This is a genomic window from Pseudoalteromonas sp. S1610 (genome assembly GCF_005887465.1).
In the GTDB taxonomy this organism is placed as follows: domain Bacteria; phylum Pseudomonadota; class Gammaproteobacteria; order Enterobacterales; family Alteromonadaceae; genus Pseudoalteromonas; species Pseudoalteromonas undina.
On the sequence record NZ_PNDI01000002.1, the window covers coordinates 240,052 to 256,165 of the forward strand.

Below are 16,114 nucleotides of genomic sequence, written 5' to 3' on the forward strand. Positions count from 1 at the left end.
AAGGCGCATTAATTAAGGTGGCGAGTAATTATGAATACTAAAGTATACAAAGCGGTGCACGATTTAGCAGAAAAGCTGATGGCAGCTGCCAATAAGAATGATACTAAACAATTCGAATCTTTATATGCAGAGCTCAAAGCAATTTGTATTGAAAACGAAAATACCGCTAAAGATCACCCTGTACAGTGGGAAACTTTAGCAGATTTTACCGAAGAGCTAGAAGAGGCTATTGAGACTTATGAAAAAGCATTACAGAAGTCGATTGAAATCAATAATAAAGATCATATGTCGTCGGTTGCATTTTCTATGGCTACTTTACAGCTCGAACTAGGTGACAAAGAAGCGGCGATTAAAAACCTACAAGATGCTAAAGTCAGTGCGAATAAAATTGAAGACAAAGAATTAAAGTCAGAGATCCATGAGCTATTAGAGTCACTGGTTGAAGAAGAAGGTTAGGAAACTTTATAGTCATTATTAATAATCAGCGCCAGTAGTTATACACTTGGCGCTTTTTTATGAAGAAGATAAAGTTCAACTTCATAAAATATTTATTAATAACTTACCGAGTAATTTTTTGGAGAAAAAATGCTAGCGCAAATAGAACAATGGATTGATAAAACGAATAGCGAGTATGCACATAAAAGAATATGCTGTGAAAAATTTGCTAACGAGTTTGAGGGCTTTTACCCAAATGAATTTTTGAAAACTGCATTTTATGTAGTTGTTGATAAAATTCCTAAACCTGACTTTACAGGTTTACGTGAACTTGGTTTAAGCAATTTTATTGATATGGATGTAGCTGGAATAACCTATAAAAATACATATTATATATTACCTAGCGCTGTGGATAATTTAAGAGTACATTTTCATGAGCTTGCACATGTAGTTCAATGGCGTGAACTCGGTGCGCACACTTTTATAATGCGTTACATCAATGAAATCCAAACGTTTGGTTACAATAATGCTCCGCTTGAAATAATGGCCTATAAACTTGATGCGCACTATACCAGTAATGGAAATAAATTTAATATTCCTGACTACATTACTCAACAGCTTTAGTTAATTACTATTATAAAAGGAATTTATATGTCACGTTTTTTGTTTTATTCACTAGCTCTATTTACTTTTCATGTGCAGGCGAGCTCTTTTGATGATGATATCGTTAATGCATTAATCTATAGAACAACACAACCAGTAACTTACGATGGTGCCTATCATAAACTTGAGTACCCCGGTGGTGATGTGCCCGCTAATATTGGTGTGTGTACCGATGTTTTAATTAGGTCGTACCGACAGCTTGGTATTGATTTGCAAAAATTAGTACATGAAGACATGCAGAACAATTTTCGTGCATATCCTTCTAAGCGTATTTGGGGATTAACCAAGCCAGATAAAAATATTGATCATCGACGTGTGCCTAACTTACAAGTTTACTTTGAGCGCCATGCAAAAGTGTTAACTAAATCGCATAATGCAGAGGATTATAAAGCCGGTGACATAGTTACTTGGATGCTGCCAGGTAATTTACCGCATATCGGTATGGTCGTTAATGAAATAGCGCAGGGCAGCGGCAACCCGCTTATTGTGCATAATATTGGTCGTGGACCAGAAATGAGCGATATGCTTTTTGCGTATACAATTACGGGTCATTACCGATTTGTGCCTGCAAAATATTCAGAGTAAATAACACTGTACTAGTAGGCGTGTTTGAGTTTAAAAACACGGCAAACAGGTTTGGTACAAACCTAGCTGTTTTATATTATTCTCGTGCTGTTAAATACGCTTAATGTGAGTTAGTTACTTTAAATTAATACTGATATCACCATTTGGTTTGCAGCAACACAAGAGTATTTCACCATCGCGAACAAACGCTAACGGCTCTTCATTATAATTAACTTCACCAGAGACAAGAGTTGCTCGACACGCACCGCAATATCCCTCACGGCATTGGTAAGCGACATCAATCTTATTCGATTCTAGGCAATGTAAAAGAGAAGGGCAGCCAGCGGCAAAATCAATGCGCTGACTGTTATCTGCAAGCGTGATACTTGCAGTGGATCTATCAGTCATTATAAATCAAAGTCACCAAATTCATCGGCATCTACTTGTGAATCAATCTGACCAACTAAGTATGAGCTTATTTCGGCTTCTTGGGGAGCAACTTGCACATTGTCAGACACTAACCATGAGTTGATCCACGGAATAGGGTTACTGTTGTTTTCAAACTGTGCAGGTAGACCAATCGCGGTCATACGCGCATTGGTAATGTACTCAACATATTGACATAGAATGTGTTTATTTAAACCAATCATCGAGCCATCTTTAAATAGGTACTCGGCCCATTCTTTTTCTTGCTCTGCAGCTTCAACAAACATTTTAATTGCTTCTTCACGGCATTGTGCGGCAACAATCGCCATTTCAGGGTCATCTTTGCCATCTTGCATGATGTTTAAAATATGCTGAGTACCCGAAAGATGAAGTGCTTCATCACGGGCAATGAGCTTTATAATTTTAGCATTACCTTCCATCAATTCACGCTCGGCAAACGCAAATGAACAAGCAAAACTCACATAAAAGCGAATGGCTTCTAAAATGTTCACTGACATCATTGCCAGGTACAATTTCTTTTTCAGCTCAAATAAATTAACTACCACGGTTTGGCCATTAATTTCGTGTTTGCCTTCACCGTATAGGTTGTAAAGCGATACAGAATTGATTAGGTCATCATAATAAGTAGTTACCGCATCGGCACGCTCACTAATTTTGTCATTGCTAACAATATCATCAAAAATGAGTTCGGGCGCTTGAGTTACGTTACGAATAATATGGGTGTATGAACGACTATGAATAGTTTCACTAAACGCCCATGTCTCAATCCATGTTTCTAGTTCAGGAATTGATACGATAGGAAGTAATGCTACGTTAGGTGAGCGGCCTTGAACACTATCAAGCAACGTTTGGTATTTTAAGTTGCTTAAAAATATATGCTTTTCGTGTTCGGGAAGCGCTTGAAAGTCTAAACGGTCTTTACTTACATCAACTTCTTCAGGTCGCCAAAAGAAAGACAATTGTTTTTCAATTAGTTTTTCAAAAATAGGGTATTTTTGTTGATCGTAACGTGACACGTTAACGGTTTGACCAAAAAACATTGGCTCTTGCATTTGGTTATTATGATTTCTGCTAAAAGTAGTATAAGACATGTTTATCACTCAAAAAACTATCACTAAGACTATCAGGACAAAGCGGGCAAGGCGCCCGCTTTAAGTTTAACTATTAAATTTTACACGCGCCGCCTGCACAATCATCATCTTCCACTTCTGGAGTGTCTTCTTGAGCATCTGATGCGCCATCGCGGGTATTATGGTAGTAAAGTGTTTTAACACCTAGTTTGTATGCACCAAGTAAGTCTTTTAATAAGACTTTCATAGGTACTCTACCGCCTTCGTATCTATTTGGATCATAATTAGTATTTGCTGAAATTGTTTGGTCGATAAATTTCTGCATTATGCCTACTAATTGTAAGTAACCATCGTTTGATGGAATATCCCACAGTAATTCGTAGTTATCTTTAAGGCGTTCGTAGTCAGGAACAACTTGCTTTAAAATACCGTCTTTACTTGCTTTAACACTAATGTGACCACGCGGTGGCTCGATACCATTAGTTGCATTTGAGATTTGCGATGACGTTTCTGATGGCATTAATGCGCTCAGCGTGGAGTTACGCATACCATGCTCTTTAATGCTGGCACGTAATGTATCCCAATCAAGATGCAGTGGTTCATCACAAATTTTGTCTAAATCGCGTTTGTACGTATCGGTTGGCATAATACCTTGCGAGTATGTAGTTTCGTTAAATTTAGGACATGCTCCACGCTCTTTAGCAAGTTCGTTAGATGCCTTCATTAGGTAGTACTGAATTGCTTCAAACGTTTTGTGCGTGAGTGCATTTGCGCTGCCATCTGAATAACGCTTACCGTTTTTAGCTAAGTAATAAGCGTAGTTAATAACACCTATGCCTAGCGTACGACGCCCCATAGTGGCATTTTTAGCTGCAGGTACAGGGTAGTCTTGGAAATCAAGTAGGTTATCAAGTGCACGTACTGCAAGCTCAGCTAACTCTTCTAGTTCATCTAAAGACTCAATGGCACCTAAGTTAAACGCAGATAATGTACAAAGTGCAATTTCACCTTCTTCGTCATTCACGTTGCTAAGAGGCTTAGTCGGTAACGCAATTTCTAAACATAAGTTAGATTGACGTATAGGCGCCACTTTTGAGATAAACGGACTGTGTGTATTACAGTGGTCAACGTTCTGTAAGTAAATACGACCGGTGCTGGCACGTTCTTGAGCAAACATAGAAAACAGTTCAATGGCTTTAATACGTTTTTTACGAATTGACTCGTCTTGCTCATATTTTACATAAAGTGCATCAAATTCATCTTGATCTTCAAAGAATGCATCGTAAAGCCCCGGCACGTCTGATGGACTAAATAAGGTAATGTAATCGTCTTTAATTAAACGCGAATACATTAGTTTATTAAACTGCACACCGTAATCTAGATGACGTACGCGGTTATCATCAACACCACGGTTATTTTTAAGTACCAGCAGGTTTTCTACTTCTAAGTGCCAAAGCGGGTAGAATAAAGTAGCTGCACCGCCACGTACACCGCCTTGCGAACAGCTTTTAACCGCTGTTTGAAAGTGCTTATAAAACGGGATACAGCCTGTGTGGTACGCTTCGCCGTTACGAATAGGGCTACCTAATGCACGAATACGTCCGGCATTTATACCAATACCAGCACGTTGAGAAACGTATTTAACAATGGCTGATGAAGTCGCATTAATTGAATCTAAGCTGTCGCCACACTCAATCAGTACACATGAGCTAAACTGACGCGTTGGCGTACGCACACCCGACATAATTGGTGTAGGTAAAGAAATTTTAAATAGTGAAACCGCATCGTAAAAACGTTTGATGTAATCAATACGTGTTTCACGTGGATAATCTGAGAATAAGCTTGCTGCTACTAATATATATAAAAACTGCGCGCTTTCGTAAATTTCACCGGTTACACGGTTTTGTACTAAGTATTTACCTTCAAGCTGCTTTACTGCTGCGTAGCTAAAGTTAAGATCGCGTGAATGATCTAAGTAAGTATCTAGTTCATCAAGTTCTTGCTCTGTGTAATCAACAAGCAAATGGGCGTCGTAGCGTTTTTGTTCAACCATGTTAGTAACGTGGTCAAAAAGACGCGGTGGCTCAAATTGACCATACGCTTTTTTGCGTAAATGGAATACAGCTAAACGAGCAGCAAGATACTGATAATCAGGTGATTCTTTTGAGATCTGATCCGCAGCGGCTTTGATAATCGTCTCATGAATGTCTTTAGTACGAATACCGTCATAAAATTGAATATGTGATTTAAGTTCAACTTGTGAAACCGAAACGTTGTTTAAACCTTCGGCGGCCCATTCAATAACGCGATGGATCTTGTCTAGATCAAGTGGCTCTTTACGGCCGTCACGTTTGCTTACAGATAACTGTTGGTTCATAGTTTTGCCTGTATTCCTTGGGAATTAAATATTTTTGACCAATGAGTGCACTTAAAACGCCCAGTGCCTATTCTTTTATTGTTATTTCTACCGCATAGGTAAATTTAATTGAATAACATTTAGCCACAATATCTGGTGTTGTTCAAATTAGAGATCACAAGATAGTGTGGTCTGTGATCTTTTGCAAGGGACAGAAACCGCTCTGATTGTGGATAACGTTGGGATAACGTAATTGTGTTAGTAGGCATTAACCTTTGATCATTCGGTTAAGTTGAAATTTGTAAAAATCAACTAAGGAAAGATTAAATTTACGCTTTTTAAAAATAAATTTTGTCTGCTTTTTTTATCATCAAGCTTTGCGTAAAAACTAACACAATCACAATATGTAGTGTTTATTAATTGGTATGGCACTATATGTGGTTGAAAGCATCTATAGGGCTATGCCAATTGAAATCTGCATTCCAAGCCAATGCCTCGTCCACACTCGGTACATATCCCCACAGTGCGGTAGCGGTGTGCATATTCGCTGCTTTACCTGCTTGTATATCTCGCTGCGCATCACCTATATATAGGCAGCGCGAAGGATCAACACTCATTTGCTCAGCACAATGTAATAAAGGAAGGGCTGAGGGCTTATATTCAGCTAAGGTATCACCACTTATCACAATTTGCGCATTTTTTAATGCAGGAATCGCCTTGACTAAAGGATCGGTTAAAAAGCCAGGCTTATTTGTCATAATGCCCCACGGGATCCCTTTATTATCAAGGGCAATAAGTAACTGTTCTATACCTACAAAGCATTGGGTATGGGTGGCAATATTGGCAGCGTAGTGTGCAACTAGCTCTGCTAAAAGTTGCTCTTGCGGTTGTTGCGCCCAGCCCTCTTTAAAACCAGCAGCAAGTAATGCTGCTGCGCCATTTGAAGCTGCGGGTCGATATATATCACTACTAACTTGGGGCTGTTGATGATTGTGCAGCACACTATTTAGCGCGGCGCCTAAATCATCAGCGGTATCGAGTAAAGTGCCATCTAAGTCAAACAGCAATGCTTGATATTCAATCGGGCTAGTAGGTGTTTGCGAGCTTGCCATTACGCTAACTTCTCAAAGTGCAGCATATAATTTACGCTAACATCATCATTAACCGTATATTGCTTTGAGAGTGGGTTGTAACTTAAGCCTGCACTGGCACGTACTTTTAAGCCTGCTTGTTCTGCCCATGCGATTAATTGCGCAGGTTTAATAAACTTTTTATGGTCATGGGTACCTTCAGGAACCATTTTTAACAGTTTTTCTGCACCGACAATAGCGTATAAATAAGCTTTAGGGGTTTTATTAAGGGTAGAGAAGAATACATCGGCCCCAGGTTTTGCTAATTTAGCGACTGCATGGATAATAGAAGAAGGGTCGGGGACATGTTCTAACATTTCCATACAAGTGATCACATCAAAGCGCTCAGGGTGCTCATCAGCAAATTGTTCTGCAGGTACTTTTATATATTTAACGGGTACGCTGGTTTCTAAACTGTGTAACTTGGCGACAGTTAAAGGCTCTTGCCCCATATCGATACCTGTTACGTTTGCGCCCATTCGTGCCATGCTGTGACTTAAAATACCGCCGCCACATCCTACATCGAGGGTTTCTTTGTCAAATAATCCTTTAGTTTTGTCTGCGATGAAATCTAATCGTAATGGATTAATTTCGTGAAGCGGCTTAAATTCGCCTTCTAAATCCCACCAACGCTCTGCGATGGCTTCAAACTTTGCTATTTCTGCGTTATCTACATTTTGATGTTCGGTCATAAAATACTTCCTCGTCAATCTGAGGCCATTATATAGGGCTAAATTGATAAATCGCAAAGTTTTGCGCCTGTAAATTAAAATTAATTGTGATAGCATGGTTGCTTAGAAATAATAACAAACACTCTTAATACCTAATAATGGGTTGTTAAGAGCTGATACTGAAGGAATGTGATATCAAATGACTGATCTCGCCAATGAAATTCTGCCAGTCAATATTGAAGACGAGTTAAAAAACTCCTACTTAGATTACGCCATGAGTGTAATTGTAGGACGTGCATTACCAGACGTACGTGACGGTTTAAAACCTGTTCACCGCCGCGTCTTGTTTGCAATGAACGAGCTTAGTAATGACTGGAACAAGCCTTACAAAAAATCGGCCCGTGTGGTCGGTGACGTAATCGGTAAATACCACCCACACGGCGACAGTGCAGTTTATGACACCATCGTACGTATGGCTCAGCCATTCTCACTACGCTATATGTTAGTTGATGGTCAGGGTAACTTTGGTTCGGTTGATGGTGATTCAGCAGCGGCAATGCGTTATACAGAAGTACGTATGGCAAAAATGTCGCACGAATTATTAGCCGATCTTGAAAAAGAAACGGTTGATTTTGTGCCTAACTACGACGGCACAGAACAAATTCCTGATGTGTTACCGACTAAAATACCTAACCTGTTAGTTAATGGTTCGTCAGGTATTGCTGTTGGTATGGCGACAAATATCCCGCCACACAACTTAACAGAAGTAGTGAATGGCTGTTTAGCGCTTATTCAAAACCCTGAATTAACTATTACTGAGTTAATGGATTACATCCCAGGGCCTGATTTCCCAACTGCGGCGATTATTAACGGTAAAAAAGGCATTGAACAAGCCTATCAAACCGGTCGTGGTAAAGTGTACATGCGTGCACGTGCTGACATCGAAACTGATGAGAAAACTGGCCGTGAAACGATTATTGTTCATGAAATCCCTTACCAAGTTAACAAAGCCCGTCTGATTGAAAAAATCGCTGAGCTAGTTAAAGATAAAAAAATTGAAGGGATCAGCGCATTACGTGATGAATCAGATAAAGACGGTATGCGTATCGTTATTGAGATCAAACGTGGTGACGTAGGTGAAGTTATTTTGAACAACCTTTATTCACAAACTCAGTTACAAACTGTGTTTGGTATGAATATGGTTGCGTTAATTAATAACCAGCCTAAGTGTTTCAACTTAAAAGAAATGCTTGAAGAGTTTATTATTCACCGCCGTGAAGTTGTTACTCGTCGTACGGTATTTGATTTACGCAAAGCCCGTGACCGTGCGCATACGCTAGAAGGTTTAGCGATTGCACTGGCAAACATTGACCCAATTATCGAACTTATTCGTAAGTCACCAACACCTGCTGAAGCAAAAGTTGCACTAACAGCGCGTCCTTGGGAATTAGGTAATGTTAAAGCCATGCTTGATAAAGCCGGTGAAGACAATGTTGCCCGCCCAGATTGGTTAGCAAGCGAGCTGGGTATTCGTGATGGTCAGTACTATATTTCTGAGCAACAAGCTCAAGCAATTTTAGACCTACGTCTACACAAACTAACGGGCCTAGAGCACGAAAAAATTCTTACTGAATACCAATCGTTACTAGACCTAATTGCTGAACTATTATTCATTTTGGCAAGTCCGGAACGTTTAATGGAAGTTATTCGTGATGAGTTAGTTGAAATTAAAGAGCAATATGGTGATGAGCGCCGCACTGAAATTAATGCCGCTGCACACGATATTAGCCTTGAAGACTTAATTAACGAAGAGAACGTGGTTGTGACCTTGTCACACGAAGGATACGTTAAGTATCAAGCGTTAAGTGATTACGAAGCGCAGCGTCGTGGTGGTAAAGGCAAGTCAGCAACTAAGATGAAAGATGAAGATTTCATTGAACGTCTACTTGTTGCCAATACCCACGATACTATTTTATGTTTCTCTACTGCGGGTCGATTATACTGGCTTAAAGTGTACCAGTTACCACTTGCAAGTCGCGCAGCGCGCGGTAAGCCAATTGTTAACTTATTACCACTTGAAGCAGATGAACGTATTACTGCTATTTTGCCTGTACGTGATTATGAAGATGATAAATACATCTTTATGGCTACAGCATTTGGTACGGTTAAGAAAACACCATTAACGGCCTACAGCCGTCAACGTGCAAGCGGTATTATTGCCGTTAACTTAAACGAAGGTGATAGCTTAATTGGTGTTGATATTACCGATGGTAGCAACGAAATTATGTTGTTCACTGATGCGGGTAAAGTTGTACGCTTTAAAGAAGCTGAAGAAACCACGGTAGTTGATGAAAATGGTAACCCTGTTCTTGATGAAGAAGGTAAGCCTGAGATTCGCTTCAAAGGTGTACGTCCTATGGGTCGTACTGCAACGGGTGTTCGTGGTATTAAGATGCCAGACGATCAACGTGTTGTATCACTGATTGTACCAAAGAATGACGGTGCAATATTAACAGTGACAGAAAATGGTTACGGTAAGCGTACTCAACTTGAAGACTACCCATCTAAGAGTCGTGCAACACAAGGTGTTGTATCAATTAAGGTGAGTGAGCGTAATGGTGCCGTTGTTGGTGCTGTACAAGTTGATGACAACGACGAAATAATGATTATTTCGAATCGTGGTACCTTAGTACGTACTCGCGTTAATGAAGTTTCTACGGTTGGACGTAACACCCAAGGTGTTATTTTGATCAGAACTATTGACGAAGAGCAAGTAGTTGGTTTACAACGTATAGAAGAGATTGAAGTGACTGAAAGTGACTTGATTGACATCGAAGACGTTGAAACAGTAGATACGGTTATAGATGAAGTAGCGGATGATAATCCTCCTTCAGAATAATTGAGATTGAAAAAAGCGGCCTTGGCCGCTTTTTTTATATGGTTGAAAAAAACTAAAGACACTTGAATTAGTTTAATACCAATTCACTTAATTAAGTGGTCTATTTTGAGGCTGGAAAAACGTGTTGATAGCTAGGCAAAAAAATTGCTATTTAGTTGTTCTAAATGAGAATTTTTTAACGCAGGTAGCGACACGTTTAGCCCCGTAAAATGATTAAGTATTATTGCGGATTGGTATTAGTTTAAGTTAAACAGTAAATTACTGGAATGAGGAAAAGGTAATGAGTATTTATAATTTTTGTGCGGGTCCTGCAATGTTACCACCGGCTGTAATGCAAAAAGCACAAAAAGAGTTTTTAGACTGGCAAGGGCTTGGCGTTTCAGTAATGGAAATGAGCCATCGCAGTAAAGAATTTTTAGCATTAACGGCTAAGTGTGAAGCTAGTCTACGTCGCTTAATGAATATTAGTGATGAGTTTGAAGTGCTGTTTATGCACGGCGGTGGTCGAGGTCAATTTAGTGCTGTACCTTTAAACCTCCACGTTGACGGAAAAAAAGCGGTGTATTGTGAAAACGGCGTGTGGTCAAAAAGTGCAACCAGCGAAGCCGATAAGTTTACTCAAACTCACACAATTGACGTACGTAATGATGATAACGGTTTATTTTCTATTAAGCAGGTAGCCGATTGGGTTTTACCAGCCGATGCTGCATATATTCATTACTGCCCAAATGAAACTGTAGATGGTCTAGAGATTTTTGATGTACCCAGTCACCCAACAGCACCGATTGTCGCCGATATGTCGTCGACTATTCTATCGCGCGAAATTGACGTTAATCAATTTGATTTAATCTACGCAGGTGCTCAAAAGAATATCGGCCCATCGGGTATTGCTATCGTAATTGTTCGTAAAACGCTACTTGAGCGTGAAGGGCTAGCTAAGCCAGGTGTTTTGGATTACGCCCTTGAAGCAAAACAAGGCAGTATGTTTAACACTCCACCTACATTTGCATGGTATTTAGCAGCTGAAGTATTTGAATGGCTTGAACAAAATGGCGGTGTAAAAGCCATGGAAACACATAATACTGCCAAAGCTCAGCTGCTTTATGACTTTATCGATGAGTCTGATTTTTACACCAATAAAGTAGCGAAGCATTGTCGTTCACGTATGAATGTGCCTTTTTGGTTAGTTGATGAAAGCCTAAATGATAAGTTTGTTAAAGAGTCAAAAGAAGCGGGCTTATTAGCGCTTGAAGGGCACCGTATTGTTGGCGGTATGCGCGCGAGTATTTATAACGCAATGCCACTGGAAGGGGTTAAAGCATTAGTTGATTTTATGGCGGCTTTCGCAAAGGAGAACAGCTAATGGAGCAACTTTCTTTAGCGCCTATTTCACAGGTTAATGGCAGTGTTACTCTGCCGGGTTCGAAAAGCTTGTCAAATCGCATTCTATTATTGGCTGCACTATCAAACGGCACTACGGTTGTAGAAAACTTATTAGACAGTGATGATATTCGTCATATGTTGGGCGCCTTAGCGCAGCTCGGTGTGAATGTGACACTTAATGATGAGCGAACCATCGCGACCGTAGAAGGTGTAGGTGGCGTATTTAAAACGCCAACTGAACCACTGTTTTTAGGTAATGCAGGTACAGCATACCGTCCTTTAACGGCCGTGCTTGCATCGATTGCTGGGGAGTATGAGTTAATTGGTGAGCCACGTATGGAAGAGCGACCAATTGGCCACTTGGTTGATGCACTGCAAGCCTTAGGTGGTAATGTTAGTTATTTAAAAAATAAAGATTATCCGCCACTTAAAATTGTCGGCGGGAAAATTTCCGGTGGTGAAGTCGAAATTGACGGTAGTATTTCAAGTCAATTTTTAACGGCGCTGCTCATGGCTGCGCCATTATTTAAAGGCGATACACACATTAAAATTAAAGGCACGTTAGTGTCTAAGCCTTACATTGATATTACTCTTGATGTAATGGCGCGTTTTGGTGTTACCGTTGAGCATGATAATTACACCACGTTCTTCGTTAAAGGTGCACAACAGTATCAAGCCGTTGAGCGAATTATGGTCGAAGGGGATGCTTCATCTGCTTCTTACTTTATTGCTGCTGCAGCAATTGCCGGCGGCGAAATAGAAATTAAAGGCGTCGGCGCTAAATCAGTTCAAGGTGATATTGGCTTTGCTAAAGTGATGGAGCAGGTCGGTGCCAAAATTGATTGGTATGACGAACGTTTAGTTGTTCGTAAAGGTGAGCTTAACGGTATTGATATTGATGCTAATGCAATACCTGATGCTGCAATGACCCTAGCTACAGTTGCCTTGTTTGCAAAAGGGCCAACGGCAATTCGCAACATTTATAACTGGCGAGTAAAAGAAACTGACCGTTTACACGCTATGGCCACTGAGCTTAAAAAAGTAGGGGCTGAAGTAGTAGAAGGGCATGACTTTATTGAGATCACACCGCCAAAACAGTTTAATAATGTGGCTGTAGATACCTATGATGACCATCGTATTGCCATGTGCTTTGCAATGGTGGCAGTAGGGGGTAAGCCCATAACGATTAACGATCCAGCCTGTACTTACAAGACATTCCCAACATTTTTCAACGTGTTAGCATCTGTCAGTAAATAGGCTATTTATAAGTATTTATAAAAAGTTACATACTAAAAGCGGATAATCTTTAATAATTGACGTATAATGTGGCGGTTTATTTTGGTGTGCATTGAAGGAGGTTTTAAATGCCGGCGTTATTAATGCCCGTAATCACCGTAGATGGCCCAAGTGGTTCTGGTAAAGGAACTGTTTGTCGCTTATTGGCTGAAAAATTAGGCTGGGATGTGTTAGATAGCGGTGCAATTTATCGCGTACTTTCACTTGCAGCACTTCATCACCAAATTGCGTTAGATAACGAAGAAGCACTGGTTCCATTAGCTGCAAATCTTGATGTGCAGTTTTTGATAGACAGTGACACTAATGCAGGAAAGATTATTTTAGAAGGCGAAGACGTAACAACCACTATTCGAAATGAAGAAGTGGGAGCTGCAGCGTCTAAAGTGGCGGCATTGCCGCGAGTTCGTGAAGCGTTACTTCGTCGCCAGCGTGCGTTTAGAACTGAAAATGGCTTAATTGCTGATGGTCGCGATATGGGCACTGTTGTGTTTCCTGATGCGCCATTAAAGATATTTCTAACCGCAAGCGCAGAAGAACGTGCTCGCAGACGTTTTGTTGAGTTGAATGAGCGCGGGCTTGATGTTACACTAAGTGGTCTATTACAAGACATTCAAGCACGTGATGATCGCGATATGAATCGCGCCGTTGCGCCGCTTGTACCTGCAGAGGATGCGATTGAGCTTGATACTAGCGAACTCAACGCACAGCAAGTCTTTGATAAAGTTATAACTTTATTAGATTCAAGCATCTCTGAAGGTAAGCTTCCTAAACGAAGCTAAATACATTTTATGCACCAGCAGGACGCCAGTGCTATTTTAACAACCCCATGCAGCATGGTTGCTTATTGGTATTAATATATGAGACGTATATTCGTATGTCAGAAAATTTTGCGCAGTTATTTGAAGAAAGCTTAAAGGGTTTTGAAGCAGAGCAAGGCTCTATCGTTAAAGGTACAGTAATCTCAATCGAGAACAACATTGTACTTGTAGATGCTGGTCTTAAATCAGAAAGTGCTATCCCTGCAGAGCAGTTCAAAAATGCTGCTGGTGAACTAGAAGTTGCTGTTGGCGACGAAGTAGATGTTGCACTAGATGCAATCGAAGACGGTTTCGGTGAAACTATCCTTTCTCGTGAGAAAGCGAAGCGTCACGAAGCGTGGATCCGTCTTGAGAAAGCATGTGAAGAGCAAGAGACTGTTACTGGTGTTATCAACGGTAAAGTTAAAGGCGGTTTCACTGTTGAAGTTGATTCAATCCGTGCTTTCCTACCTGGTTCACTTGTTGATGTTCGTCCAGTACGTGACACAACTCACCTTGAAGGCAAAGAGCTTGAATTTAAAGTAATCAAGCTTGATCAAAAACGTAACAACGTTGTTGTTTCACGTCGTGCAGTTATCGAATCAGAAAACTCACAAGAACGTGAAGAGCTTCTTGCTAACCTTGTTGAAGGTCAAGAAGTTAAAGGTATCGTTAAGAACCTTACTGACTACGGTGCATTCGTTGACCTTGGTGGTGTTGATGGTCTACTACACATTACTGACATGGCGTGGAAGCGTGTTAAGCACCCTTCAGAAATCGTTAATGTTGGCGACGAAATCGCAGTTAAAGTTCTTAAATTCGACAAAGATAAAACTCGTGTATCTCTAGGTCTTAAACAGCTTGGCGAAGATCCATGGGCAGCTATCGCTGGTCGTTACCCAGAAGGTTCTAAACTTTCTGGTCGTGTAACTAACCTTACTGATTACGGTTGCTTCGTAGAAATCGAAGAAGGCGTTGAAGGTCTAGTACACGTTTCTGAAATGGATTGGACTAACAAGAACATCCACCCTTCAAAAGTTGTTTCACTTGGTGACACTGTTGAAGTTATGGTTCTTGAAATCGACGAAGAACGTCGTCGTATTTCTCTTGGTCTTAAGCAATGTATTGCTAATCCTTGGCAGGAATTTGCTCGTCTACAAAACAAAGGCGACCAAGTTACTGGTAAGATCAAATCAATCACTGACTTCGGTATCTTTATCGGTCTTGACGGTGGTATTGATGGTCTTGTACACCTTTCAGACATTTCTTGGAATACACCTGGCGAAGAAGCTGTACGTGAATTCAAGAAAGGCGACGAAATCACTGCTATCGTATTGCAAGTTGACCCAGAGCGTGAACGCATCTCTCTAGGTGTTAAGCAAATCGAAGCTGACCCATTCAATAACTACCTTGATGCAAACAAAAAAGGTGCTATTGTTAAAGGTAAAGTGACTGAAGTTGATGCGAAAGGCGCAACTGTTGAACTTATCGAAGGCGTTGAAGGTTACATCCGTGTAGCTGATATCGCTCAAGAGCGCGTTGAAGATGCAACTACTGTTGTTTCTGTAGGCGACGAAATCGAAGTTAAATACGTTGGTGTTGATCGTAAGAACCGCACTTTAAGCTTATCTGTTAAAGCTCTTTTCGAAGCAGAAGAGAAAGAAGTACTAGAGAAGCTTAAGAAAGAAGAGCCAGTGTTCGAAAACGCAATGGCAGCTGCTTTCGCAAATGCACAAAAAGACTAATTAATTATAGTCTTTTAATTGGAAGGGCAGTTTATGCCCTTCCACTATTTCTTTTTAAGGAAACGCTATGACTAAGTCAGAACTGATAGAAACACTTGCTGAACAACATTCACATATTCCTGTGAAAGATGTTGAGAACGCTGTTAAAGAAATTCTTGAACAAATGGCCGGCTCATTATCTTCTTCAGATCGTATTGAGATCCGAGGTTTTGGAAGTTTCTCTTTGCATTACCGTGCGCCTCGTACAGGTCGCAATCCTAAAACAGGTGAAACTGTAGAGTTAGATGGTAAGCATGTACCTCATTTTAAGCCAGGCAAAGAACTACGTGACCGTGTAAACGAGAGCATTGCTTAGTAAACTTATTGGAGTAGTTACTTGTTTAAGGTATTAAAAATTATTCTGGCAGCACTATTTTTAATTGGTGCATTTGTATTGGGTTCGCAAAATCCACAATTAACAAAAATTAACTACATAATAGCCAGTAATACATTACCTTTAGCCGTTATAATAAGTATCTGCTTTTTGTTAGGTGTTGTAGTGGGTTGCTTTGTGAGCTTTAAATTGTTTACGCAATTAAAGTGGCAAAATTACCGTTTAAAAAAGCAATTAACGCCTGAAAAAGATAATAAAAAGCGTATTGCCAACAAAGATACCTAA

Annotated in this window: 15 protein-coding genes; 10 read left to right on the forward strand and 5 right to left on the reverse strand. The window is 40.3% G+C overall.

Annotated features, from left to right (window positions below; genetic code table 11):
* Positions 1-30 precede the first annotated feature (30 nt).
* The 3 genes from CWB77_RS02165 to CWB77_RS02175 all read left to right on the forward strand — a co-directional run bounded on the left by CWB77_RS02165 (position 31) and on the right by CWB77_RS02175 (position 1,683).
* The gene (locus CWB77_RS02165; RefSeq protein WP_171043243.1) at positions 31-456 is read left to right on the forward strand and encodes a tetratricopeptide repeat protein; all 426 of its coding nucleotides are present in this window, start codon (positions 31-33) and stop codon (positions 454-456) included.
* 129 nt (positions 457-585) lie between these two features.
* Positions 586-1,059, forward strand: a complete 474-nt coding sequence (locus tag CWB77_RS02170) for a hypothetical protein (protein WP_138621133.1) — start codon at positions 586-588, stop codon at positions 1,057-1,059.
* A gap of 27 nt (positions 1,060-1,086) precedes the next feature.
* Complete coding sequence (locus CWB77_RS02175; protein ID WP_138621136.1) at positions 1,087-1,683, forward strand: DUF1287 domain-containing protein; 597 nt, start codon at positions 1,087-1,089, stop codon at positions 1,681-1,683.
* Between the two features lie 114 nt (positions 1,684-1,797).
* Here CWB77_RS02175 and yfaE read toward each other — a convergent pair whose 3' ends face one another.
* The 5 genes from yfaE to ubiG all read right to left on the reverse strand — a co-directional run bounded on the left by yfaE (position 1,798) and on the right by ubiG (position 7,357).
* Entirely contained in the window at positions 1,798-2,070 is a 273-nt protein-coding gene (gene yfaE / locus CWB77_RS02180) for a class I ribonucleotide reductase maintenance protein YfaE (RefSeq protein WP_138621138.1), read from the reverse strand.
* Entirely contained in the window at positions 2,070-3,200 is a 1,131-nt protein-coding gene (nrdB, locus tag CWB77_RS02185; RefSeq protein WP_010389917.1) for a class Ia ribonucleoside-diphosphate reductase subunit beta, read from the reverse strand. The genes yfaE and nrdB overlap by 1 nt, the downstream gene beginning before the upstream one ends.
* A 73-nt stretch (positions 3,201-3,273) precedes the next feature.
* Complete coding sequence (gene nrdA / locus CWB77_RS02190; RefSeq protein ID WP_010389918.1) at positions 3,274-5,556, reverse strand: class 1a ribonucleoside-diphosphate reductase subunit alpha; 2,283 nt, start codon at positions 5,554-5,556, stop codon at positions 3,274-3,276.
* 410 nt (positions 5,557-5,966) lie between these two features.
* The gene (locus CWB77_RS02195; RefSeq protein WP_138621140.1) at positions 5,967-6,647 is read right to left on the reverse strand and encodes an HAD family hydrolase; all 681 of its coding nucleotides are present in this window, start codon (positions 6,645-6,647) and stop codon (positions 5,967-5,969) included.
* The gene (gene ubiG / locus CWB77_RS02200; RefSeq protein WP_138621142.1) at positions 6,647-7,357 is read right to left on the reverse strand and encodes a bifunctional 2-polyprenyl-6-hydroxyphenol methylase/3-demethylubiquinol 3-O-methyltransferase UbiG; all 711 of its coding nucleotides are present in this window, start codon (positions 7,355-7,357) and stop codon (positions 6,647-6,649) included. The genes CWB77_RS02195 and ubiG overlap by 1 nt, the downstream gene beginning before the upstream one ends.
* 178 nt (positions 7,358-7,535) lie before the next feature.
* Here ubiG and gyrA point away from each other — a divergent pair, with 178 nt between their 5' ends.
* From gyrA to CWB77_RS02235, 7 genes are all read left to right on the forward strand, one after another.
* Entirely contained in the window at positions 7,536-10,235 is a 2,700-nt protein-coding gene (gene gyrA / locus CWB77_RS02205) for a DNA topoisomerase (ATP-hydrolyzing) subunit A (protein WP_055013303.1), read from the forward strand.
* 280 nt (positions 10,236-10,515) lie between these two features.
* Positions 10,516-11,598, forward strand: coding sequence for a 3-phosphoserine/phosphohydroxythreonine transaminase (serC, locus tag CWB77_RS02210; protein WP_138621144.1), 1,083 nt, complete (start codon positions 10,516-10,518; stop codon positions 11,596-11,598).
* Positions 11,598-12,875, forward strand: coding sequence for a 3-phosphoshikimate 1-carboxyvinyltransferase (aroA, locus tag CWB77_RS02215; protein ID WP_138621146.1), 1,278 nt, complete (start codon positions 11,598-11,600; stop codon positions 12,873-12,875). The genes serC and aroA overlap by 1 nt, the downstream gene beginning before the upstream one ends.
* A gap of 107 nt (positions 12,876-12,982) precedes the next feature.
* A complete protein-coding gene (gene cmk, locus CWB77_RS02220) occupies positions 12,983-13,693 on the forward strand; it encodes a (d)CMP kinase (RefSeq protein ID WP_010389925.1) in 711 nt (236 codons plus the stop codon).
* A 95-nt stretch (positions 13,694-13,788) separates the two neighbouring features.
* Positions 13,789-15,456, forward strand: a complete 1,668-nt coding sequence (gene rpsA / locus CWB77_RS02225; protein ID WP_002961176.1) for a 30S ribosomal protein S1 — start codon at positions 13,789-13,791, stop codon at positions 15,454-15,456.
* 67 nt (positions 15,457-15,523) lie between these two features.
* Complete coding sequence (ihfB, locus tag CWB77_RS02230; protein ID WP_008114744.1) at positions 15,524-15,811, forward strand: integration host factor subunit beta; 288 nt, start codon at positions 15,524-15,526, stop codon at positions 15,809-15,811.
* A 21-nt stretch (positions 15,812-15,832) separates the two neighbouring features.
* Positions 15,833-16,114: a lipopolysaccharide assembly protein LapA domain-containing protein gene (locus CWB77_RS02235; protein ID WP_138621148.1), complete on the forward strand. Its 282-nt coding sequence runs from the start codon at positions 15,833-15,835 to the stop codon at positions 16,112-16,114.